Below are 20,952 nucleotides of genomic sequence, written 5' to 3'. Positions count from 1 at the left end.
GAAGTAAAGTCAGTTGATACAATCCGGCAGACATAATAGAATAGATAAGTGATTTTATTGGACTGTATTTTAGAAAGGAACTGATTTTACGATGAAAGAGAACTTCTGGCGCGACCTTCCGCGTCCATTTTTCATACTTGCACCGATGGAAGACGTGACCGATGTCGTCTTCCGCCACGTCGTCGCCCATGCCGGCCGACCGGACGTGTTCTTCACCGAGTTTGCGAACTCAGACAGCTATTGCCACCCGGAAGGGAAAGGTAGCCTCCGCGGTCGCTTGACGTTCACTGAGGACGAGCAGCCGATGGTCGCCCATATTTGGGGAGACAACCCGGAATATTTCCGTCAAATGAGTATCGGCATGGCCGAGATGGGCTATAAAGGGCTCGATATCAACATGGGTTGCCCGGTCCCGAACGTCGCACGTCGCGGGAAAGGGAGCGGCCTCATCCTTCGTCCGGAAGTCGCGGCAGAGCTCATTCAAGCGGCAAAAGCAGGCGGACTCCCGGTCAGTGTCAAGACGCGTCTCGGATATTCGAAGCTCGACGAATGGCGTGACTGGTTGACGCACATCCTGAAGCAGGACATCGCCAACTTATCGATTCACTTACGGACGCGCTCTGAGATGAGTAAGGTCGATGCCCACTGGGAGTTGATCCCGGACATCGTCAAGCTGCGTGACGAAATCGCACCGGACACGCTCATCACAATCAACGGAGATATCCTCGACCGACAGATGGGACTCGAGCTCGTTGAGAAATATGGTGTTGACGGAGTCATGATCGGTCGCGGGATTTTCAAAAATCCGTTCGCGTTCGAAAAAGAGCCGCGTGAACATTCGATGGAAGAACACCTCGATCTGTTACGCCTCCAGCTCGACCTGCAGGACAAATTCCAGGAGGAAGTGCCACGTTCGATTTCGAACTTGCACCGTTTCTTCAAGATTTATGTCAAAGGATTCCGCGGGGCGAGCGAGCTCCGTCACAGCCTGATGGAGACGAAGTCGACGGACGAGGTCCGCGCGTTGCTTGACGCCTTCGTCGAAAAGTATAAACAAGAAGAGGCAGCGCTCGCTGCAGAATAATATCTAGGGTTCAGCCTCGGCTGAATCCTTTTTTGTATGGAGTTTAACTTTTTTACGAAAAGTTGTGACGCCTTAAGGGGAATATCGGTCATTGATAGTGAAGAACGTTACGAGAAAACGAGGTGGACGAAATGGACGATCAAGTGATCATCGATTGGTACTGGCAACGCTCCGAATATGCGATTGTTGCGACGAAGCGGAAATATGGCCGGTACTGTCAGACGATATCATACAATATTTTACATAATCGGGAGGACGCTGAGGAATGTGTGAATGATACATATATGAAAGTGTGGGAGGCGATCCCGCCGACCCGCCCTCGGCGATTAGGCGCATTTTTGGCTAAGGTTGTCCGTAATCTATCGCTCAATCGCTACGAGCTGTATCATGCGAAAAAGCGAGGAGTCGGTGACGTGCCGCTCGTCTATGAAGAATTAGAGAACGTGTTGACGTCCTCGAGTCACAATGATGAGGACATCGTCGAAATTTTGAATGATTTTTTGATGACACTTCCCGAACAGACACGGCGTGTCTTCATGCAACGATATTTCCATTTTTATTCAATCAAGGAAATCGCCAAGATGAATCGGATGGGAGAGAGCAACGTCAAAATGATATTGATGCGGACACGTACACAGTTGAAACAAGTGTTGGAGTCGGAAGGAGTGGCGTTATGAATGAGACACGGTTGGCCCGATTGATCGGTGAGGTCGATGAACGTTACGTGGAAGAATCAATGCCGGCGCATCAAAAAAGACGACGAGGTGTCATATTGGGAGGCGGACTCGTGGCGGTGGCGGCGCTACTTTTTTCCGTCATCACAGCGGATATTTGGAAGGAGGAGTTGGCGCTATCGAACTCTTCGAAAAGCATGGCTGTGTACTACGTGGACGAGTCTGACGTAAATCGTGAGGTGAGTCAAGCGAGCTTGGTGAGTATGACCGAGGAGGAGCTGTTCACGAAGTGGAACCCGCAGGTTATTAAAGGTGAAGTACAGAAAATCGACCATATCGAACTCGACTTCAACGGTCAATCTGTCTACCAGTCACTCGTGACGCTCCTCGTGACGGACGTCTATCGCGGGGATATGAGAGCGGGAGAAAACATCGTCATACGAACGCCCTACATCGGCTCAGACGTGTATCAAACCGACACGGATGTTGTCTCACAACTACAGGTTGGGATGAATGGTATTTTTATGCCCATACGCTATGATGAAACGTTCATTTGGGAGCAGAACGGGGCGACCCTTCAAGTGAGGGACGTCTCGGAGTACGGATTCCCGGACGGGGAGCGTTATCTATTTTTAGATACGGCAGACGGGCTCGTCTTCATGCGTGACGCTTATCCGTCGCTCTCCGAAGCGCAGACGCTGAGTGATGTAGAGGTGTTCATGCGTGAACGATTCAAAAAATGAGGAGATGAAAGGGATGGACTCAAAAACTGCAATTGGACTCGGTATGGTGATGGGGGCTGGGATTGGTCTTGTCGTGTCAATCGTCGTCGGATTTGACATCGGAATCGGGATTGCAATCGGCGCAATGATAGGTCTTTTAGCGGGCACGTGGAAAGCAAACCATCCTTAACTTTTCCAATTTTTAGTATGAAGAAGGATGAGTAGAACGGGATGCCGAATAACGTAGTGACAGAAAATCAATCCGTAACTTCGATAAAGTGGGGACTCGTTGTGATGACGCTATGTACGTTGACGCGTGGGCGATTAACGGGTGGGAGGAGTAGATGAGAATGGAACGGACAATCACGGTAAGAGGAACAGGGAAGGTTTCATTGAAGCCTGACCTGATCGTCATTCAAATGGAGATGGTCTCCAGAGATCCGAACTACGAAAAGACGATGACCCTGGCCGCGACGACTGTCGCACAACTTCAAAAAGCAATCGTGAAAGCCGGGTTTAAAAGAGAGGACCTCAAAACGAGCGACTTAACCATCGATACGGAGAACGAACATTACCGGGACGAAAACCATGAATATAAGACGCGCTTTGTCGGCTACGTGTGTAAACAGAACATGAAGTTAGAGTTTGAGCTGAATACGAAACGATTGTCGCACCTCATCGTGCAAATCGGGGATTCAGCTGTCGAGCCGAAACTATCGATTCGTTTCACGGTGAAGGATCGAGACGTCGTTGAGGATCAGTTACTCATGAGTGCGGCCGAGAGTGCGAAAAAACGGGCTGCTTTGTTAGTGAAAGGGGCCGGAGCCGAATTAGGTGAGTTGTTGACAATTGATTATTCCTGGAACGAGCTTCGCCTGCATTCGCCTACGCTCATCCAATATGAAGAAAAAGTTTCGCTTTTTGCAGAAGAGAGCATGCCGGAGATCGAACCCGATGACATCAATGTGAGTGATTCGGCGACATTTGTCTGGAGTCTAACATGAAACGCGTCATTGGGCTCCTCCTGTTCCTGTTGTTCCTGTCCCGTACTGCATCCGCATTATCATGGGCATACGCTTTTGTCGTCTATGACGGTCGGGTGTATGAGGTGCTGAATATGCCGATTGCGGTTTCCGAATTGGGGGATGTAATTGGAAAGGTGGAGACCGCAGTGAACGATGAGACGGGACGCTATTACGGGAATGCATCCAACTTTTATGAAGTCGGTACAGAATATCGGGAAGTGCGCGGACAATCGCCCGACCAGGTCATCGCGGTCGAAGAGGATGGCGTGTGGAAGCGAGCAGAGTATCGTTTTGATTCGCCGTACCACGTGAGAGAGCTACTCGATTTGCTCGGATACGTCCTGGTTGGCGTCGGTTTGTTCGGAATGATTTATCTCTTGATCAAATGGCGACGTTCCCTCAGAAAACGTGATTTCTCCTCGGATGAAACGGGAAGGGATTCATAAGTGCAAGAAAGGGGAACTCACATGAACGTTTTAATTATTTTTGACTCACTTTATGGTCATACGGAAAAAATCGCGCATGCGATGCAACAAGAGCTAGAAGGAGAGCATAAAGCAAGAATGGAACATGTCCTGCACTACGGGTCATGTGATTTGGCGCATGTCGACTTGGTCGTGGTCGGTTCGCCGACACATGGGGGATATGAGACAGAGGACATCAAAGTGTTTCTCGATGCGCTATCGGACAATGCGTTGCGAGGGAAGCGGACAGCAGCCTTCGACACGAGCGTCGTCAAAGAGGATCAAAATCCACTCATCAGTAAAATCATCGACTGGTTCGGTCACGCGGTCAATCGAATCGAAGGGGAGATGGAGGAAAAAGGTGCAGAACACGTCATCAAACAATCCTTTTTCGTAGACGGGGAGACCGAGGCACTGAAGGAAGGGGAATTAGAACGAGCTCGGGCTTGGGCGCGTGAACTCGTCAAACCGTAAGAAAACGTATTCTGACACAGAATGCGTTTTTCTTTTGTTTCTGACGCGGAGCATAGAAAAACGGGTAAATATATATAAGTAATCGAATTCCTATAAGGAGCTGAGGAGAATGAGAAAGATGGAGCGGGATGTCCTTGTCGGTTGGTTTGTCGTCTTGCTTGTCGTCGTCGCTCATTTTTTGATTACCGTGTCACTCGGAAACACATACTTCGCTGAATCGACGTTGAACCGTATGCTTTGGTTCACGAGCTTTCCGGCGTTCTTGATTGCTTTTGGCATGGCCTTTTTCAAAAAGACGAATACCGTGACACAAGCAATCCGCCGGGGTGTGATTTGGACAGCTGAGCTGATTCTTGGGTTTAGCGTTGTGGCATGGGTGTTTGGGTCGTTCGAAGAGTTGTTCGTCAGTCCTGGTGTCTATTGGATGTTTGGCGCCGTGCTCATCGCACCGATTGTCTTTTTGATGGCGTTTCGTCGTCAACAGCGGGGCGGGAGACTGCGGACACCGTGAAGCGATGCGCCTCCTTACAAGGGGGCGTTTTTAGTTGGCGTCTGTTTGGGAATGGAATAGGAAGGATAGAATGGAGGAGAGTGCGATGAGCCATTATTTTTCATCATCATACGAAGAATCACGGGAGAAATTTATCAACTTGTTACCGCACGTCAAGCGCTATTATCCGAAAGCTGAAGTCATTTCCCATTCCATCGGTGAAGACACGATTGACTTGATTCTAGGGGAGCCGACACAGGGCCGGGAATCGTTGCTTCTCATGACAATCGGGGAGCATGGGATTGAAGGGTACGCTGGAGCGGCTGTCACCCATCAATTCATCGAGACGCAATTATCCAACGTGCGTCACGAGACGACCGGAGTTTGTTTCATTCATGCGATTAATCCATGGGGGATGAAACATTTTCGACGGGTCAACGAGCATAACGTGGACTTGAATCGGAATTATGTCATTGACCGCGATCACCTGCCGCGGAATATCAATCAGGAGTATGAACGGATGCGCCACCTGTTCGTGCCGGATGGTGTGATTGACAATTATCATGAGGCGCGTGAGCATATCTATTCGTTTCTCGGATCTGGGATTAAGCTAGATGGGTTTGAGGCGATGAGTTCCGCAAAAGGGATGGGACAGTACCAATTTCCGAAAGGTGTGTATTACGGCGGTGAGGAGGATGAGCCTTCTGCCATCTTCTTGAAAGGTGTGCAACAGGATTTGCTGGAGCGTTACGACAAGGTGATCCATATGGATTGGCATACCGCTCTCGGACCGACGAACGAAGTGACGATGGTCATCAGTGAGCGGGACGGACGGAACGAGGATGATTTGAAGCAGACGTATAAATTGAAAAATGTGAAGACATTTGACCCGGACGAGGTGCTCGGCGATTCGACGAATCATTTCTACTACGTACGAGACACAGAGTTTCCTGAGAAACGGCTCGTGTCGGCGTTATTTGAATTCGGGACGTTCGGGACGTCGACGAAAGCATCGATCCGTGAATTTCTGACCATCATTCTTGAGAATCGTCTGTACTTTGAAGGAACAAAGGATCCGGAAGCACGAAACGGGATCCGTAACGAATTTATGGCGATGTTCTACCCAGACGATGCCTCATGGCGGGAAGCGGTCCTTCGGGAAGGGGCGTCTGCCATCGAGCATGTGTTAAAGGCAGAATCTCTATGGAAAACAGGAGAATGATTGCACAAAAAATGTCTCGATCAGGGGCATTTTTTGTGTGGAGACAAGGATAAGAAGCGGCGGTTCGGGGTATAAACTAATTGGAGTAACTTTCCAAATTATAGGTTGTGAAACAGAATGCTGTAATTGAATAGAAGGTAGCCATCTTATGACGTTTTTTTGTGAAAGGCGGGTGAAATTTAGATGGGATGGCTCATATATTTCAGTCTGTCCCATCATTCATGTTACAATAACGAGGTGGATTACAGATTGAGGAGAGATTTAAATGAATATCGCTTTCTTTTTATATCCGAAAGAAGACGTCAAATATCTGGACCCTGAATCAACGGTACGACAAGCATTGGAAAAGATGAAACACCATCGTTTCACCTCTGTACCGCTCGTATCGGAAAATGGGTTTTATGCAGGGACGATGACTGAAGGGGATTTGTTGTGGGCGCTCGCTGAACAGCTTCGCGGGGAAGAAGACTATGAGAAAGTGCTCCGGACACGTCTAAAAGACATTAAGCAACGCGTACGTTACAAACCGGTCGCGATTACGGCTCAAATCGAAGAGCTCGTCGATGCAATCACGGATCAAAACTTCGTACCGGTCGTCGATGACGGAAAATATTTCATCGGCATCATTCGCCGCCGTGACATTATCGAGTATTACTCGTCAAAGTTGAAACAACTTGAAAATGAAGTGAGATAAAAACAAGCCAGAACCGGCGCGGTTCTGGCTTGTTTTACATTTCCTCTCGTTTTGTTTTTAGAAAGGGAAGTGGGGCAATCATTGCAAGGTAGTAAATAAAGGTGATGACGAGTAATAAAATGATTGCGGGTAAATATGGGGCGATGAGTGGGATGACGAGTAGGACCGCGAGAGCCGCGAGTCGCTTCCAGGACACCTTGAAGAACAGACGATTGAAGTAAATGACACCATATCCAAACAAAACAATCGCGACATACAACGTGATCCGGTGTGCTAAATCAAGTGTTTGCATCGGATCGTGTACGATTGTGATTTTGACGACAGCGAGCAAGATAATACCGAGGAACATCGCAAAGTGGGACCAATAGAATCCGGCTTTTGCAGCTTGGTCTCGTTGATTGATATCCATCTCGTGAAACTGTTCTTCTCGCTCTGTATCATCTTTAACGTAGGAGTACCATAACAACACGGTCAAACCGAGAGCGAGTACCATTGTCAAGACGACATCGGAAGTTAAATCTTCATCAATGGCGGCTCGACCAGTCGAAGCAATCGTTTCACCAAGAGCGATAACGAGAATCAGGTAATGTCGCTCTAAAAAGTGCCAAGGGGAAACAGCAAATTGTCCTTTATTTTTTTGAACGAGTGGTCCGAGAACAGCGACTGCTGCGACAATTCCCCATACAATTAGTCGCACGTCACCACTAAATAAAGAGGAGACAAGGACGATGATTGCAAAGATTAAATTGTAGGGTACAATCGCAGACATTGCTTTCTTGGTCTCATCGTTACTGTGGAGTAAGAACAGAAGGGAATGTGTGGCGACAATGCTTAAAAAGCCTAATCCAAAAATGAAACCATTTTTCCCGTATGCTTCAGGAATTGCGACCGAAATCAACATAAAACCAACCATACCGAGTGCTAAAAAGATCCGATGATTACGCTCGGTCAATTCTGTCGTATTGGTCAACCAAATATATCCTTCAAAGATGTACCAAATAAGTGCTAAAAGCACGAAGACCTCTAAAAATGTATGAAAATCTAAGTGATGTTCTAACTTTAAAGTCAACTGAATGAATGTGAAGACGAATACCAAATCAAAAAACAGTTCAATCTTATCGACTTCTTTGTTTTGTGTAGCCATAGAGTCCTCTCCTTTTCCTAAGTCACTACTTGTTTACCCACCTCGGTATAAAAAAATCCTTCATTTTTGAAATGAAGGATTTTTGGTCAAGTATCTTCAAGGTGTGAGATGTTAATTCCGTATGAAAAGTTTCTTTCTGGTGCAAGCAATCTTGCCGAAGAATCTAAACGTAAATGTTCAGGAACGGTCGTCCACATCAATTGTGTTGGTCGTTCGTTAACAGAAGTCATTACATTATTTGAGAAACGAAAAATGTCCTCTGATGTGTATAGATATTCTTCGCGTCTCTCCACTACTTCGCGAAGTTTCGCACCCGAGTCTTGTAACGAGACACCTTGTTTGCGAAGCTCGATTGCCTGATCAACAATGAACGCCTGCCCGTACAAAAATGACTTTGTATCAATCAATTGTAACGGAACATCATACTCCTTTGAAATCAAAAGAGATTCTTGATAATTGACTGTATAGTGAGCATTCGATGTTAAATAGAGAATCCCACGATTAAGACGGCGTGCCTTACTAAACATACGATGAAGTTGTTCTCGAAGGTCAGGAAGTAAAACAGCATTCCGTTTTACGGCTCGTAACCGTTCTTCAAAGAAATGATGTCTTTCTCCGTTCTCGTATAAAAAGCAAGTGAGTGCACCGGAAACGGGGAGTATCTTGTCCGCATGATGCATATAGCGGATTGATGCGGCATCTGTAATGACTTGATAATCCATGAAATCTCACCTTTCTTTAATCGAGTGGTGGAAAATGTGGTAACACATATTCTCCTAATTCATCGATGACTTCTTCAGCCGGACGTTCTCCGTCGAAGAGGGCGAAGAAGAGGTGATTCACGCCGATGGCACGATACGCTTCGAGCAATTTGATTAAATGATTGCGACCGAGGCGGAAACCGAGACGAATCGGTGTCGGGGGCTCGTCTGGGTCATGCGTCAGATCAAGATGCATCGGCATCGAAAATGGACGGAAGGCGCGGCCATTCGCTTCACCGCTCGCGCGCCAAGCGTCGAGCACTTGTTGCTGCGCGAAAGGTGCCTGCGGATAATACATCCAACCGTCACCGTTCGCTCCGAGCCAGTCCATGTCCTGTTGTGCGAATCCGGTAATCATCGTCGGGATCCGTTTCTTTGGACGCGGTACGAGGGTGGCCTGTTCGACTTTCCCATAAGGTGAGTCAATCGTTGGGTAGTTGTAGTAGAGCGCCTGCTCCATGACACGAAGCGATTCTTTGAACTGGTCGCCGCGTGTCGGGTGATCGACTCCAAGTCCTTTGAAATCGGCACGACGGTCACCCGAAGAGATGCCTAAAATCAATCGTTCCGGGAACAACGCTTCAATCGTTGCGACTTCCTTCGCTGAGCGAAGAGGGTGACGTAGCGGCAAGACGAGCGCGGACGTACCGAGCGCGATGTTTTTTGTTTGACCGAGTAAGTGTGTGCCATAAATCAACATGTCATAGATTTGACCGACGGCAGGGTCTAAGAAGTTCGGGTCTTTTAGTAAGACGTCCCGTAACCATAGCGCTGTGAAGCCATAGTCGTCTGCTTTTTGGGCAAGCTCGACTTGGCGTTCGAGTGTCGGGGTACGCATTTTGAAATTTTCTAACGGGATGTGGAGGCCGAGCGTAAGCTCGCCCTCCCGATACATCCGGTTGTAGCTTTTATGATTGTTGAACATAAGCGCCTCCTTCGTTTGCTTCCAAACGACGTGAGATGGCAGTCAAGATGACAGCAATGATGACCATGATGCCACCGACCCAAGGTGTGTGGACGAGTCCGATTGAATCGGCGACGATTCCACCGATTGTCGCGCCAAGGGCAATCCCGACGTTGAAGGCCGCGATGTTGAGTGCGGATGCCACATCGACAGCAGCGGGTACATATTTTTCAGCCAATTGCACGATATACAGTTGAAGTCCAGGCACGTTCATGAAGGCGAGGAGTCCCATCAAGACGATGGCGATCAGACCGGCCACTTTGAATGGAATCATGAACGACATGAGGACCATGACCGCTGCATGAACGATAAACATATAGAACAACGCTTTCGCCGGATTTTCATTTGCGAGTTTACCGCCGACCGCGTTCCCAATCGCGACCGCGATTCCGTAAACAAGTAAGACGACACTGATCATACTCGGACTGATGTTTGTCACGTCTTGCATGATCGGTGTCAAGTACGTGAACGCGACGAACGTTCCACCATAGCCGAGTGCTGTGATCAAAAATCCGAGCAAAAGACGACCGTTTGTGAGTAGTTTCTTCATATCTGAGAATTTCGCCGGTGGTGACTGTTTCAAATCCTTCGGAATCAGGAAGACGATTGCGATGATGGAAATGACACCAAGAGCAGCAACGGCAAAGAATGTCGCGCGCCATCCGAACGCTTGTCCGATGACCGTTCCGAGTGGGACACCTGTGACGGTCGCGACAGTTAAACCGGTAAACATGAGTGCGATGGCACTCGCTTTTTTATGCGGTGGTACGAGCTGTACGGCAATCGTTGCACCGATTGAGAAGAAGACACCATGCGAGAAGGCGGTGATAAATCGGGCGACAATCAAAAGTTCAAAGCTGGTCGACAGGGCAGAGACTAAGTTTCCGCCGATAAAGACGACCATGAGTGCCATGAGTAATGTTTTCCGGTTCATCCGGTTCGTGAGTGCTGTTAAAATCGGTGCACCAACGGCGACGCCAATGGCATATCCTGAAATAATGAGACCCGCGAGTGTGATCCCGATGTTTAAGTCACTTGCGATGGATGCGAGCAATCCGACAGGAACGAACTCGGTCGTCCCGATGCCGAAAGCGCTAATGGCGAGGGCGAGTAACGCCAATCCTCCATTTTTAGGTGCCTGTTCTTCAACAGGTTGCGTGTAAGGTTGATTCATGAGTAGTTCCTCCTGGTTGATGAAAAATGTTTTGGAAGTCGAGGGCCCTTCGTCTCCGGATAGCAAAGACATTTCGCTTTCCTCAATCGTTCAGTACGGTCGAAAAAGTACCTTACCGTCTCAAGAGGATGCTACGAGCGAAATGAACTTGTATGGATTTGCTATAGTTGCTATCATAAGTGCATGAAAATTGTTTGAGAAGTACGTACTTTTTAGTGCGGTAGGCACCAAAAAGTGCCTATGGAGGAATTGGAGGAACAAACATGGCATATAACATTCCGGTTGAAGCGACACTTGACGTCATCGGCGGCAAATGGAAAGTCGTCATTATGTGTCACTTGATCAAAGGAGAGCGTCGGACGAGTGAACTTCGTAAACTCATGCCGAACATCACACAAAAAATGCTCACTCAGCAGCTTCGGGAACTGGAAGCGGACGGAGTCGTCGTGCGTACGGTGTACGAACAAGTTCCCCCGAAAGTCATCTATTCATTATCCGATTACGGTTGGTCACTCAAGCCCATTTTAGACGCGATGTGCGCCTGGGGAGAGTGTCATATCGAGCAGACCGGGGAAGATATTTCATAATGAAGTCGGTCGTCCATCACGGACGACCGTTTTTTGTTGCGTCAACTCGGGTACAAAATCAGAGACAAGGAGGGAGTAAGATGGACATGGTCACCTTTATGTTCGGGGACGATGGGTCGATTCCGAACAATCCAAACTTTCCAGTGTTGATTTATCGAGCCGTGTTCGACGACCCTGGAGGCATGCAAGGGACGTTCGAACATAACGAGTGGACGAACAGTTGGGTAAATGGAGTCTTCGATTACCACCACTATCACAGCAACACGCATGAAGTGCTCGGGGTGATAAACGGAAGTGCCACCCTGCAACTCGGTGGCACGAACGGGGACATCGTTCGAGTGAAGGCCGGGGACGTCATCATCTTACCAGCAGGAACGGGACACCGCCGTCTTGAGGCGAGTGCTGATTTTCAAGTAGTAGGTGCCTATCCGGAAGGGCACGACTACGACACGTTGACGGGAAGACCGGAAGAACGGCCTGACAATGTGAAGCGGATTGAGCAATTAGGGAAGCCGCGATTCGATCCTGTCTTCGGGACGACAGGACCGATTCATGAGGCATGGACGAAGGAGGAAAACGAATGAACGATCGACTTCCACATTCATTACTACTAGCGGCATTGAAACAACATACCGTCCAATTGAAGGACGGGCGGGAAATGCGTGCCCTCGGACAAGGGACGTGGCGTATGGGAGAGGACCAATCGAAACGGGATGCAGAGATCGAGGCGCTCCGCACCGGGATTGACTGTGGTCTCCATGTCATCGACACGGCCGAGATGTATGGAGAAGGGGAATCGGAAAAACTAGTCGGCGAAGCGATTCAGGACCGGCGAGAAGACGTCTTCCTTGTTTCGAAAGTGTACCCGTATAACGCGTACGGGGACAAGTTGGTGAAAGCGTGCGACGATACGCTTGGACGACTCGGGACAGATTATTTGGATCTTTACTTACTTCATTGGCGGGGGGACGTACCACTCGAAGAGACGATCGAAGGAATGGAAAAATTGAAAGAAGCCGGGAAAATTCGGGCGTGGGGCGTCTCAAACTTCGACGTGGATGATATGAAAGAATTACTGGCGCTTCCGAACGGGAAAAACTGCGCGGTCAATCAGGTACTTTATCATCTCGGGAGTCGAGGCATTGAGTATGATCTCCTGCCTTACATGGAAGAACAGGGAATTCCGGTCATGGCCTATTCGCCGCTCGCCGAGGGGAGTGACGCGAAAGACAAGGTGTTCGAGAGTAAGGAAATCAATCGCCTTGCCGACATGTACAGTGCCTCGGTCGCACAAATTCTTCTCGCGTGGACTGTGCGCAGTGGGAACGTGATTGCTATTCCGAAAGCCGGGCAGGCGGGTCATGTAGAAGAGAATGCTGCGGCCATGCTCCTTGATTTGGAGGAAGAAGACTTTGAAGTTCTCGATGAAGTCTTTCCACCCCCGACAGAAAAAGAACCGCTTGACGTGATTTAATAGTCTGAACCGAGTCGAATCTGACTCGGTTTTTTTGAATGGGAACCGATTGTTGGTGGTGAGATGGGGGTACAGATTAGCAATTGCCTGTGTGACGTGCGACGACATGACAAGGGAGCTGTGAAATCTATGGAACAGACGTTTACCGCGGAAGAATTCAAAGAGAAGATGTACTCGAATTTGAAAGTGCGACCGAGTGATTCGGTCATTTTGATGTGCTCCATCTTTATCGCGTCGATTGGACTAAATATGAACTCGATTCCCATCATTATCGGGGCGATGTTGATTTCACCTCTCATGACGCCGATTTTAAGTATCGGTCTCGCCCTTTCACTTTATGATATGAAACTACTCCGGGCAGGGGTACGTCTGCTTCTCGTCCAAGTATTCGTCAGTCTGACGGTCGCCACAATTTATTTCGCGATTTCCCCCATCACGTATCCGAGTAACGAAATCATCGCCCGGACCGAACCGACGATTTGGGATGTCATCATCGCGTTTGCCGGAGGGACTGCGGGGATTATCGGGGCGCAAAAGAAAATGAGCAACAATATCGTCCCGGGTGTCGCCATTGCGACAGCGCTTATGCCCCCGCTTTGTACGGTCGGGTATTCGATTGCGACACGCAACCTTGATTATTTGATCGGTTCGAGTTATCTCTTTATCATCAATTGTTCGTTCATTGCGATTGCCACGTTCATCGGGGTCAAGTTCATGGGCATTTCACAGGAATTGACCAAGCAGGATGTGAACCATAAAAAGATTAACCGTCTGTTGATCGGACTGTCTGTTCTAATCGTCCTGCCGAGTATTGCTTCTGCGACCACGCTCGTACAAGACAGCATCATCCGGACCGGGATCAACAATTTTGTCGAGAACGAGTTCTCAGACGCCATTATCATCAGTCAAGATTATGAAGAAGACCAAAAGCAGCTACTCCTGACGACGACGGGGAAACGGATCAGTGAGGAGGAGTTGGCCGAACTGGACGCGAAACTACCCGAATACGGGTTAAACAGCATTGAATTGACGGTGACGCAAGTGCCTGACTTCACCGAGTTATCCGGAGAACAGGCAACGAGGATTTTACAACAGTATTTAGAGAGCCGACTGCAACAGTTCAACCTGTTCGACAGCCGTCAAATCGATTTAGAAGACTTGCCGTTCGAGCTGCAAAATGAACTCAATCCAAACTAAAAGACCATCGATTTTTTTCGATGGTCTATCTTGTTAGTTCGCGAGCGGGTGCTTCAAGAGGTAGTCTTCGATCTGGTCGATTGTTTCTTTTAACACGCCGTCTTTGAACGGAGATTTGAGTCCTGCGAGTTCGACGAGCTCGAGGAATGAACGGCTGCCGCCTGCCTGACAAAGTGTGAGGTAGTCGCTCCATGCCGCCTCGCGGTCTTCATGCATGCGCACCCAGAACTGGAACGCACATACTTGCGCGAGCGTGTAGTCGATATAGTAGAACGGGCTTTGGAAGATGTGTCCTTGCTGGTGCCACCATGCGCCAGACTCGAGATAGTCGTTTGTCTCGTAGTCACGGTGCGGAAGGTAGACCTTCTCCAAGTCGCGCCATGCTTGACGGCGTTCTGCCGTCGTCATGTCAGGATTCCGGTAGATGACGTGCTGGAACTCATCGACGAGGACGCCGTAAGGGAGGAACGTCATGCTGCCTGCCAAGTGATTGAACTTGTATTTGTCGACCTGGTCGCCGAAGAAAAGCTCCATCCATGGCCAGCAGAAGAACTCCATCGACATCGAGTGGATCTCACATGCCTCGTAAGTCGGGAAGGCATATTCCGGAGTAGTTAAATGACGGCTCTCATACACCTGGAAGGCGTGACCGACCTCGTGTGTGAGAACATCGATATCACCAGCCGTCCCATTGAAGTTCGAGAAGATAAAAGGTAAGCCCTCTGATGGTAAGTACGTGCAATAGCCACCACCGGCTTTGCCTGGCTTCGCCGTCAAATCGAGAGCACCGCGTTCCTGCATGTACTGGAAGAACTCGTCTGTCTCTTTTGAAAGCTCATGATACATCTTGTTCCCGCCCTCGATGATGAATGACTCATCGCCTTGCGGTGTCGCGTTGCCATCCGGGAAAACGAATGACTCATCGTAATAGTAGAGCTTGTCGACGCCGATTCGTTGCGCCTGCTTTTCTTTTAATGAAGAAGCGAGCGGGACGATGACGTCGCGCACTTGTTTACGGAAATTGTCGACCATCGACTCGTCATAGCCGACACGTTGCATCCGCGCGTAGCCGAGCTCGACGAACGACGGGAAACCGAGCGTGTGGGCGATTTCGGTACGTACCCGTACGAGTTCCCCGTAGATCCGGTCGAGTTCTTCGCCGTTGTCTGCAAGATATGTATAACGGGCGACGGATGCAGCTTTTCGGACGTCACGATCGGGTGATTGAAGATATGGACCGAACTGTGACAAGTTGAGCGTCTTGCCGTCAAACTCGATTTGCGCAGCAGACATGACTTTTTGATAAGCTGTCGCGAGACGGTTTTCCTCCTGGAGTTTCGGGATGAGCGACTCTTCAAACGTTTCGAGCGCACGCTCGGCGAGAGAGAACAGTTGACTGCCCCATTCCTTTTCCAGGTCTTGGCGAAGATCGTGATTCGTCAAGACGCGATAATACGCCTGAATCTCTTTTTCATAAACCGGTAAGGCATCGTCGAAGAAAGCTTGTTCTTCTTCATAGAACGTGTCGCGTGTATCGACCGAGTGTCGGATCGCGATGAGCTGACTTTGTGTCTCAAAGTCGTTTCGTTCCTTGTTGATTTGGCGAATCAATTCATTCGCTTCTTCGAGTGTGCTCGCTTGCTGTAATTCGGCAGAATAGTCCGACAATCTGCTGTTCAAAGCGTCCAAGTCGGGCCGTTCGTATGACAATTTTGTGAAAGTCGTCATTGTAAGCGCCTCCATTGTGTGAATTTTTTACAAAGTGTAAAAAGGGCTTGCAAAAGCGATTACACACTCGTATTCTTACGATGTGTAAAACGAATTCGCGCTACCTTATTATCACTATACCGTGAATCAGGTAGGGATTGAAGTAGGAGCTTTTCGGGTATAAAAGCTAAGACTTTGATTGAATAGAACATGTTGGAGGGATTAAGCTATGGGATTCTTTAAAAAACTTTTTGGTGGTAAAGAAGAACAACTCAACGCGGTTTCACCGCTTACAGGAAAGGTCATTGACATCACAAACGTTCCTGACCAAGTGTTCTCACAAAAAATGATGGGTGACGGCATCGCGGTCGAACCGACAGAAGGTAAAGTCGTCTCACCAGTAAGCGGAACGATCGCAACGGTCTTCCCGACGAAACACGCGATTGGAATCAACGCAGACAACGGTGCGGAGTACTTGATCCACATCGGTCTTGATACAGTTAACCTAAAAGGTGAAGGCTTCGAGACTCACGTCACAGAAGGCCAGGCAATCAAAGCGGGCGATACGCTCGTCACGTTCGACCTTGACTTCATCAAAGCGAATGCGCCATCAACAATCACACCGGTCATCATCACGAACCATGACAGCTTCGGCGTGAACAAACTTGTTGCAGAAGGCGACAACGTCACGGCTGGATCGACAGAAGTCGTTGAATTGACGAAAAAATAAGATGAACCGACTTACTCGGAGGCGCTTGCTTCCGAGTATTTTTTTGTGGTTTCGGGAATTATACTATACATAGAAAAGGGGGAGAACGAGATGGACGGAAAAAATGCACCCTACCGGGGATATGGGGATCGGATTCGGATTTTACGCGAGCGGGCCGGCTTGTCAATCGAGACACTTGCGGAACGGATTGGTGTGGCCCCGTATTTTATTCGCCGCACCGAACTGAGCGAGGTGTATCCGACGATGCCTTACATAGAGGCGCTCGCCGAAGTGTTGAAGATTGACCCGAACTATTTGGCACGTCATATTTGGACCGGGGAATCGTTGAAAGTATTGATGAAAGGAAAGGTTCCGGAGCTCGAACAGATGAAGTTGGCCTATGAAGAGGCGATGCACGGGAAGTCGGTTGAGGAGATGCAGCGACAGCTCGAGGAGCGGATGCGCATCTTTGACTTGATGCACGAGGAAGAGCTGCATCGCATTTTTAAAGAAGATGAAGAACCGACGACGCACCACGCACTCGAGGCTCTCGTCGATGCGGTACTCGATGTGGGCCGCTCGCACGGCACGACTCGTCGTATCGTTCCGTTTGCCCGATACGTGGAACAACTCGTCCCGGACCCTGTTTCGGACAACTCGTTCCAATATGCAGAATTCGGGGTCGTTGAGAAATCGTATAAGCTGCAGTAAATCAAAAGCGGGTCAGGAGCAGTTGCTCCTGACCCGCTTTTTCGGATTAGCGCATTGGGCGCGCTTCATACCGTACTTTCGGTCGTGTCCCAGCAAGTAAGAAGCCGAGGACGATGTTCAAAATTGTGAGCACCCATCCGACATAACCGAACGTATAGGCGAGACTTGCAAGCACGGTCTGCCAGTCGAGCAGGTTTGCGGCGTCACCGCGGAACGTGAAGCGGATGACGGTAAAGCCAATGAGTGTCGTTGCTGTAATCATGATACCGACCCATGCACCCCCGAAGCGAGATGTTCTTGGACGTCGGCTGACCGGATACCAAAAGGCAAGCGTTCCGAGGAACGTGCTACCCGCATAAGCGAGCAGGATTTGCCATAAGGCGTCCGCATCTAAAAAGACTGTATAACAGATGAACGTCGCGAGCGTCGTCATAAACGTAAAAATCAAAGCTGCGAGTAATCGTGATCGCATAGTTCGTTTTCCTCCTCATTTTGCACATTCTTTAGAGTATACGAAAACGAAATGGCTGTAAACGCTATTGACGGTTTTGTAATATTTGTCGCCATTGTTTAATGGCATTCGTTCCGTAGAACAGGACCCCGCCGCGATAGAATTTCGACCCGATCCAAAGCGTCAGTCCGATGGTTCCGACCAAAAGACCGATGGATAGTGCGACTTCCCATACCGCCACGTCCACGAGCATGACACGCAGGAACATGAGCATCGGGGCGAAGAACGGTACGAAGGATAGAACGGTGACGATGGTCGCATCAGGATTGTTCAATCCGAAAATGGCGACAAAGAACGCGACGACGAGTAACATGACGACCGGCATAATCATCTGCTGTGCCTCTTCAACCCGGCTGACGAGTGAACCGAGGACGGCGAAGAGAGAGGCATACAGTAAGTATCCGAGCAGGAAGAAGATGAGCATGTATGCGACGGCGCGTGTATTTCCGGCATTCTCGATGACCGATGTTGCCAACTCACTACCGCTGGCGCTCACGTACCCGAACCCAAGGAAGAAGCCGATCTGGAAGATGGCAAGTGTCCCGATGGCTGTGATTTTCGCCAGCATGTGCGTGATCGGGTGGGTCGTCGAAATGATGAGCTCCATGACACGGGAAGATTTCTCTGTCGTGACTTCGGTCGCAATCATTTGTCCGTACGTGATAATCGAGATGTACAGGAGCATGAGCATCGCGTAGACAAGCGCTGAAGCGGAAGACAACTCATCCGAGTTCTCCCCCCCGCGGCCGAGATAGGACTCATCGAGCTGGATCGGCTCATTCAACGCGGCGATCACAGTTGGATCGACGTTCGACGTTTCAATCAATTCGGTGTTTCGTAATTGTAAAAGGGCGGTCTGGAGCATCGTCGTGAACTCTGTCTCCGGACGTTCCGAAATCACGCGGACCGCATATTCATCGATGAACGCGACGACGTCTACTTCTCCGTTGTTGATTTCATCCCGTGCTGCCGCTTCGGAAAGGTCACGGGACGTGACATCCTCGTAGCCGATGGCTTGTAATGTCCCGACCACGTCCGGATTGTCCGTGACGACGACGGCACTGGCTTGTTCCGAATCCTCAAACACGGAAAAAATCTTATCGGCGTTTGTAAATGCGAAAATGAAGAGAAGGGTCAAGACTGTTGAAACGACGAATGCTTTGGAACGAATCCGTGACTTCAGGGTAAAGGTATAAAGGGGTCTGAAATTATGAAGCATGTTCGCCGACCTCCTTGATGAAGATATCATTGAGTGAGACGGGTTGGCGCATGAACGTCTGGACGTTCGCACCATGACGGACGAGCGTTGCCAAAATGGCGTCACTGTCCGCAAACGAATGAATGCGGACGAGATGCCCGTTCTGATAAGGGGTGATGGACTCGACGACCGGCAGTGCTGCGATTTTTTCAATTTGGTCCGTTTCGATGAAGAGGGCCGGTTCAGCATAGCGCCCTTTGATTGTCGGGACGTCGCCGCTGACGACAGCCCGACCGGCTTTTAAGATGCCGACATGTTGACAGAGTTCTTCGACGTGCTCCATCCGGTGACTGGAGAAGAGGATCGTCGTCCCCGTGTCGCGTAGGGCGAGGACCTCCCGTTTTAAGATTTCCACGTTGACGGGGTCCAGTCCGCTGAACGGTTCGTCTAAAATGACGAGCTCCGGATTGTGAAGCAAGGCAGCGATGAGCTGGATCTTTTGCTGGTTCCCTTTTGACAACTGCTCGACCCGCATCGTCTCATATTGTGGAATCTCAAGACGTTCGAGCCACGTTTTGACGGCTCGCTTTGCTTCTGCCGCGCGCATCCCTTTCAGACTTGCCAAAAATACAAGTTGCTCACGAATCTGGGCTTTAGGATAAAGTCCCCGTTCTTCCGGTAAATAACCGACGAGACGATGGTCGACTGCTTTTCCGTCCCACGTAATTTGGCCTTCCGTCGGCTTCAAAATGTCTAAAATCATACGAAATGTCGTCGTCTTACCGGCCCCGTTCGCCCCGAGCAGGCCGAACATCTCGCCTTTTGGGACATGGAACGATAAATCGTCGACGGCCGTGAAGTTCCCGAACTGCTTCGTGACCCGTTCGATTTGTAATGCCATAATATGTACCTCCTTTTGATTTTCCCTCTACACTCTATGGTACGACAACGCGAGCAAAAAGTTTCACATTTTCGTGAGAATGAATTACCTTGAAGTTAAGATAAAGGAGTGGGTTTGGATGAACACACAATCAACGGGGATCCATCATATCTCATCGATGGTGAAAGACCCGCAACGAACGCTTGATTTTTATGGACAAGTGCTCGGGCTGAGGCTCGTGAAGCAAACGGTCAACTACGATGACCCGGGGATGTATCACTTGTATTTCGGGGACGAGGTTGGGACACCCGGCACAATCATCACGTTTTTCCCAATCCCGGGAATCGGACAAGGACAAGTCGGGAGCGGACAGGTCGGAGTGACGGCTTATCTGGTGCCGCCGGGAAGTTTATCGTTCTGGGAAGGGAGATTGCAGGAGCAGGGAGTACAGACAGTGGCGACTGAACGTTTCGGTGAAGCGTCCCTGCTGTTTGAAGATCCTGATGGTCTCGTCGTTGAACTTGTTGAACGGGACAGTTCGAAACGGACGAAGTGGCACGTAGCGGGTGTATCAGGTGAAGAGGCCATTGTGGGGTTTGCCGGGGCGACTCTTCTTTCAAAAGACCCGGAGGGGACGGTTCGTCTTTTGACCGAGCTATTCGGTTTTGAACGACTCGAAGAAGATGAGGAATGGATTCGTTTGAAAGGGTCGGCAGACTATGGAAATATCATTGACGTGAAAAAAACTGTGTTGCCAAACGGAGTACCGGGTGCAGGGACCGTACACCACATTGCGTGGCGTGTAGCGGACGGTGAACATTATGCGACATGGCAAGATGCGATTTTTGACCTTGGGCTTCGACCGACAGAAGTGAGGGAGCGGAATTATTTCCAATCCGTATATTTTCATGACACCGGACGAATCCTTCATGAACTTGCGACCGATGTACCAGGATTTCAAATTGACGAAGAAATCGAAGAACTCGGCCAGGAACTACAACTTCCGTCCTGGCTTGAAAAAGAACGCGCTCAAATTCGTCAATCTTTACCCCCAATCGTAATCCCGAAAGGAGAACACAAATGAGT

General features: G+C 49.4%; 25 protein-coding genes. 17 read left to right on the top strand and 8 right to left on the bottom strand.

All coding sequences use genetic code 11. The annotated features are described in order from the left end of the window. The first annotated feature begins 91 nt into the window (after positions 1–91). The 10 genes from KNP03_RS03810 to KNP03_RS03765 all read left to right on the top strand — a co-directional run bounded on the left by KNP03_RS03810 (position 92) and on the right by KNP03_RS03765 (position 6,849). Positions 92–1,084, top strand: a complete 993-nt coding sequence (locus KNP03_RS03810; protein ID WP_214825525.1) for a tRNA dihydrouridine synthase — start codon at positions 92–94, stop codon at positions 1,082–1,084. Positions 1,085–1,215: 131 nt separating this feature from the next. Further along, a complete protein-coding gene (locus KNP03_RS03805; RefSeq protein WP_214825523.1) occupies positions 1,216–1,761 on the top strand; it encodes an RNA polymerase sigma factor in 546 nt (181 codons plus the stop codon). Further along, positions 1,758–2,501 (top strand): hypothetical protein, encoded by a 744-nt coding sequence (locus tag KNP03_RS03800; RefSeq protein ID WP_214825521.1) that lies wholly within the window; start codon positions 1,758–1,760, stop codon positions 2,499–2,501. Before KNP03_RS03805 ends, KNP03_RS03800 begins: the two co-directional genes overlap by 4 nt. A gap of 13 nt (positions 2,502–2,514) precedes the next feature. Then, positions 2,515–2,670, top strand: coding sequence for a hypothetical protein (locus KNP03_RS03795; protein ID WP_214825519.1), 156 nt, complete (start codon positions 2,515–2,517; stop codon positions 2,668–2,670). A gap of 160 nt (positions 2,671–2,830) precedes the next feature. Next, positions 2,831–3,484: an SIMPL domain-containing protein gene (locus tag KNP03_RS03790; protein ID WP_214825517.1), complete on the top strand. Its 654-nt coding sequence runs from the start codon at positions 2,831–2,833 to the stop codon at positions 3,482–3,484. After that, entirely contained in the window at positions 3,481–3,951 is a 471-nt protein-coding gene (locus KNP03_RS03785) for a hypothetical protein (protein WP_214825515.1), read from the top strand. Before KNP03_RS03790 ends, KNP03_RS03785 begins: the two co-directional genes overlap by 4 nt. A gap of 21 nt (positions 3,952–3,972) precedes the next feature. Continuing rightward, positions 3,973–4,443, top strand: coding sequence for a flavodoxin family protein (locus tag KNP03_RS03780; protein WP_214825513.1), 471 nt, complete (start codon positions 3,973–3,975; stop codon positions 4,441–4,443). Positions 4,444–4,552: 109 nt separating this feature from the next. After that, entirely contained in the window at positions 4,553–4,954 is a 402-nt protein-coding gene (locus KNP03_RS03775; RefSeq protein ID WP_214825511.1) for a hypothetical protein, read from the top strand. A gap of 85 nt (positions 4,955–5,039) precedes the next feature. Further along, on the top strand, positions 5,040–6,155 hold the full coding sequence (locus KNP03_RS03770; protein ID WP_214825509.1) for a M14 family metallopeptidase: 1,116 nt from the start codon (positions 5,040–5,042) through the stop codon (positions 6,153–6,155). Positions 6,156–6,420: 265 nt separating this feature from the next. Then, positions 6,421–6,849 (top strand): CBS domain-containing protein, encoded by a 429-nt coding sequence (locus tag KNP03_RS03765; protein WP_214825507.1) that lies wholly within the window; start codon positions 6,421–6,423, stop codon positions 6,847–6,849. 34 nt (positions 6,850–6,883) lie between these two features. On the opposite strand, the gene KNP03_RS03760 is transcribed toward KNP03_RS03765, so the two are convergent. The 4 genes from KNP03_RS03760 to KNP03_RS03745 form a co-directional block, all read right to left on the bottom strand. Further along, a complete protein-coding gene (locus tag KNP03_RS03760; RefSeq protein ID WP_214825499.1) occupies positions 6,884–7,993 on the bottom strand; it encodes a low temperature requirement protein A in 1,110 nt (369 codons plus the stop codon). Between the two features lie 86 nt (positions 7,994–8,079). Then, on the bottom strand, positions 8,080–8,715 hold the full coding sequence (locus KNP03_RS03755) for a DegV family protein (protein WP_214825497.1): 636 nt from the start codon (positions 8,713–8,715) through the stop codon (positions 8,080–8,082). A 16-nt stretch (positions 8,716–8,731) separates the two neighbouring features. After that, the gene (locus KNP03_RS03750) at positions 8,732–9,679 is read right to left on the bottom strand and encodes an LLM class oxidoreductase (protein WP_214825495.1); all 948 of its coding nucleotides are present in this window, start codon (positions 9,677–9,679) and stop codon (positions 8,732–8,734) included. Next, positions 9,663–10,892: an MFS transporter gene (locus KNP03_RS03745; RefSeq protein ID WP_214825493.1), complete on the bottom strand. Its 1,230-nt coding sequence runs from the start codon at positions 10,890–10,892 to the stop codon at positions 9,663–9,665. Before KNP03_RS03745 ends, KNP03_RS03750 begins: the two co-directional genes overlap by 17 nt. Positions 10,893–11,155: 263 nt before the next feature. Here KNP03_RS03745 and KNP03_RS03740 point away from each other — a divergent pair, with 263 nt between their 5' ends. The 4 genes from KNP03_RS03740 (at position 11,156) to KNP03_RS03725 (ending at position 14,150) form a co-directional block, all read left to right on the top strand. Next, positions 11,156–11,479 carry a winged helix-turn-helix transcriptional regulator gene (locus KNP03_RS03740; RefSeq protein ID WP_214825491.1) on the top strand — a complete coding sequence of 108 codons (324 nt, stop codon included), beginning with the start codon at positions 11,156–11,158 and terminating at the stop codon, positions 11,477–11,479. Positions 11,480–11,559: 80 nt separating this feature from the next. Then, on the top strand, positions 11,560–12,063 hold the full coding sequence (locus KNP03_RS03735; protein WP_214825489.1) for a cupin domain-containing protein: 504 nt from the start codon (positions 11,560–11,562) through the stop codon (positions 12,061–12,063). Then, the gene (locus KNP03_RS03730; RefSeq protein ID WP_214825487.1) at positions 12,060–12,953 is read left to right on the top strand and encodes an aldo/keto reductase; all 894 of its coding nucleotides are present in this window, start codon (positions 12,060–12,062) and stop codon (positions 12,951–12,953) included. The genes KNP03_RS03735 and KNP03_RS03730 overlap by 4 nt, the downstream gene beginning before the upstream one ends. Before the next feature lie 129 nt (positions 12,954–13,082). Then, on the top strand, positions 13,083–14,150 hold the full coding sequence (locus KNP03_RS03725; RefSeq protein WP_214825485.1) for a TIGR00341 family protein: 1,068 nt from the start codon (positions 13,083–13,085) through the stop codon (positions 14,148–14,150). Positions 14,151–14,183: 33 nt separating this feature from the next. Here the strand turns inward: KNP03_RS03725 and KNP03_RS03720 are convergent, their stop codons facing one another. Next, complete coding sequence (locus KNP03_RS03720; protein WP_214825483.1) at positions 14,184–15,878, bottom strand: M3 family oligoendopeptidase; 1,695 nt, start codon at positions 15,876–15,878, stop codon at positions 14,184–14,186. A 208-nt stretch (positions 15,879–16,086) separates the two neighbouring features. On the opposite strand from KNP03_RS03720, the gene KNP03_RS03715 reads away from it, so the two are divergent. Both KNP03_RS03715 and KNP03_RS03710 read left to right on the top strand, forming a co-directional pair. Next, positions 16,087–16,587 carry a PTS sugar transporter subunit IIA gene (locus KNP03_RS03715; RefSeq protein ID WP_214825481.1) on the top strand — a complete coding sequence of 167 codons (501 nt, stop codon included), beginning with the start codon at positions 16,087–16,089 and terminating at the stop codon, positions 16,585–16,587. A 90-nt stretch (positions 16,588–16,677) separates the two neighbouring features. Next, on the top strand, positions 16,678–17,277 hold the full coding sequence (locus KNP03_RS03710) for a helix-turn-helix domain-containing protein (protein WP_214825478.1): 600 nt from the start codon (positions 16,678–16,680) through the stop codon (positions 17,275–17,277). Between the two features lie 46 nt (positions 17,278–17,323). Here the strand turns inward: KNP03_RS03710 and KNP03_RS03705 are convergent, their stop codons facing one another. The 3 genes from KNP03_RS03705 to KNP03_RS03695 form a co-directional block, all read right to left on the bottom strand. Continuing rightward, entirely contained in the window at positions 17,324–17,749 is a 426-nt protein-coding gene (locus KNP03_RS03705; protein ID WP_214825471.1) for a hypothetical protein, read from the bottom strand. A gap of 64 nt (positions 17,750–17,813) precedes the next feature. Beyond that, positions 17,814–19,007: an ABC transporter permease gene (locus KNP03_RS03700; RefSeq protein ID WP_214825469.1), complete on the bottom strand. Its 1,194-nt coding sequence runs from the start codon at positions 19,005–19,007 to the stop codon at positions 17,814–17,816. Further along, the gene (locus KNP03_RS03695) at positions 18,997–19,887 is read right to left on the bottom strand and encodes an ABC transporter ATP-binding protein (RefSeq protein WP_214825467.1); all 891 of its coding nucleotides are present in this window, start codon (positions 19,885–19,887) and stop codon (positions 18,997–18,999) included. The genes KNP03_RS03700 and KNP03_RS03695 overlap by 11 nt, the downstream gene beginning before the upstream one ends. Before the next feature lie 118 nt (positions 19,888–20,005). Here KNP03_RS03695 and KNP03_RS03690 point away from each other — a divergent pair, with 118 nt between their 5' ends. Then, entirely contained in the window at positions 20,006–20,950 is a 945-nt protein-coding gene (locus KNP03_RS03690; RefSeq protein ID WP_214825465.1) for a ring-cleaving dioxygenase, read from the top strand. The last annotated feature ends 2 nt before the right edge of the window (positions 20,951–20,952 follow it).

Origin of the sequence: Exiguobacterium algae (genome assembly GCF_018617875.1) — a bacterium.
Taxonomy (GTDB): Bacteria; Bacillota; Bacilli; order Exiguobacteriales; family Exiguobacteriaceae; genus Exiguobacterium; species Exiguobacterium algae.
The sequence above is the reverse complement of the archived record's forward strand: the minus strand, read 5'-3'. Positions and strand labels throughout refer to the sequence as shown.

Bases quoted from the DNA above. Each gene is read 5' to 3' on its own strand.
- KNP03_RS03810 (WP_214825525.1), top strand. From the start codon at position 92: ATGAAAGAGAACTTCTGGCGCGACCTTCCGCGTCCATTTTTCATACTT.
- KNP03_RS03805 (WP_214825523.1), top strand. From the start codon at position 1,216: ATGGACGATCAAGTGATCATCGATTGGTACTGGCAACGCTCCGAATAT.
- KNP03_RS03800 (WP_214825521.1), top strand. From the start codon at position 1,758: ATGAATGAGACACGGTTGGCCCGATTGATCGGTGAGGTCGATGAACGT.
- KNP03_RS03795 (WP_214825519.1), top strand. From the start codon at position 2,515: ATGGACTCAAAAACTGCAATTGGACTCGGTATGGTGATGGGGGCTGGG.
- KNP03_RS03790 (WP_214825517.1), top strand. From the start codon at position 2,831: ATGGAACGGACAATCACGGTAAGAGGAACAGGGAAGGTTTCATTGAAG.
- KNP03_RS03785 (WP_214825515.1), top strand. From the start codon at position 3,481: ATGAAACGCGTCATTGGGCTCCTCCTGTTCCTGTTGTTCCTGTCCCGT.
- KNP03_RS03780 (WP_214825513.1), top strand. From the start codon at position 3,973: ATGAACGTTTTAATTATTTTTGACTCACTTTATGGTCATACGGAAAAA.
- KNP03_RS03775 (WP_214825511.1), top strand. From the start codon at position 4,553: ATGAGAAAGATGGAGCGGGATGTCCTTGTCGGTTGGTTTGTCGTCTTG.
- KNP03_RS03770 (WP_214825509.1), top strand. From the start codon at position 5,040: ATGAGCCATTATTTTTCATCATCATACGAAGAATCACGGGAGAAATTT.
- KNP03_RS03765 (WP_214825507.1), top strand. From the start codon at position 6,421: ATGAATATCGCTTTCTTTTTATATCCGAAAGAAGACGTCAAATATCTG.
- KNP03_RS03760 (WP_214825499.1), bottom strand. From the start codon at position 7,993: ATGGCTACACAAAACAAAGAAGTCGATAAGATTGAACTGTTTTTTGAT.
- KNP03_RS03755 (WP_214825497.1), bottom strand. From the start codon at position 8,715: ATGGATTATCAAGTCATTACAGATGCCGCATCAATCCGCTATATGCAT.
- KNP03_RS03750 (WP_214825495.1), bottom strand. From the start codon at position 9,679: ATGTTCAACAATCATAAAAGCTACAACCGGATGTATCGGGAGGGCGAG.
- KNP03_RS03745 (WP_214825493.1), bottom strand. From the start codon at position 10,892: ATGAATCAACCTTACACGCAACCTGTTGAAGAACAGGCACCTAAAAAT.
- KNP03_RS03740 (WP_214825491.1), top strand. From the start codon at position 11,156: ATGGCATATAACATTCCGGTTGAAGCGACACTTGACGTCATCGGCGGC.
- KNP03_RS03735 (WP_214825489.1), top strand. From the start codon at position 11,560: ATGGACATGGTCACCTTTATGTTCGGGGACGATGGGTCGATTCCGAAC.
- KNP03_RS03730 (WP_214825487.1), top strand. From the start codon at position 12,060: ATGAACGATCGACTTCCACATTCATTACTACTAGCGGCATTGAAACAA.
- KNP03_RS03725 (WP_214825485.1), top strand. From the start codon at position 13,083: ATGGAACAGACGTTTACCGCGGAAGAATTCAAAGAGAAGATGTACTCG.
- KNP03_RS03720 (WP_214825483.1), bottom strand. From the start codon at position 15,878: ATGACGACTTTCACAAAATTGTCATACGAACGGCCCGACTTGGACGCT.
- KNP03_RS03715 (WP_214825481.1), top strand. From the start codon at position 16,087: ATGGGATTCTTTAAAAAACTTTTTGGTGGTAAAGAAGAACAACTCAAC.
- KNP03_RS03710 (WP_214825478.1), top strand. From the start codon at position 16,678: ATGGACGGAAAAAATGCACCCTACCGGGGATATGGGGATCGGATTCGG.
- KNP03_RS03705 (WP_214825471.1), bottom strand. From the start codon at position 17,749: ATGCGATCACGATTACTCGCAGCTTTGATTTTTACGTTTATGACGACG.
- KNP03_RS03700 (WP_214825469.1), bottom strand. From the start codon at position 19,007: ATGCTTCATAATTTCAGACCCCTTTATACCTTTACCCTGAAGTCACGG.
- KNP03_RS03695 (WP_214825467.1), bottom strand. From the start codon at position 19,887: ATGGCATTACAAATCGAACGGGTCACGAAGCAGTTCGGGAACTTCACG.
- KNP03_RS03690 (WP_214825465.1), top strand. From the start codon at position 20,006: ATGAACACACAATCAACGGGGATCCATCATATCTCATCGATGGTGAAA.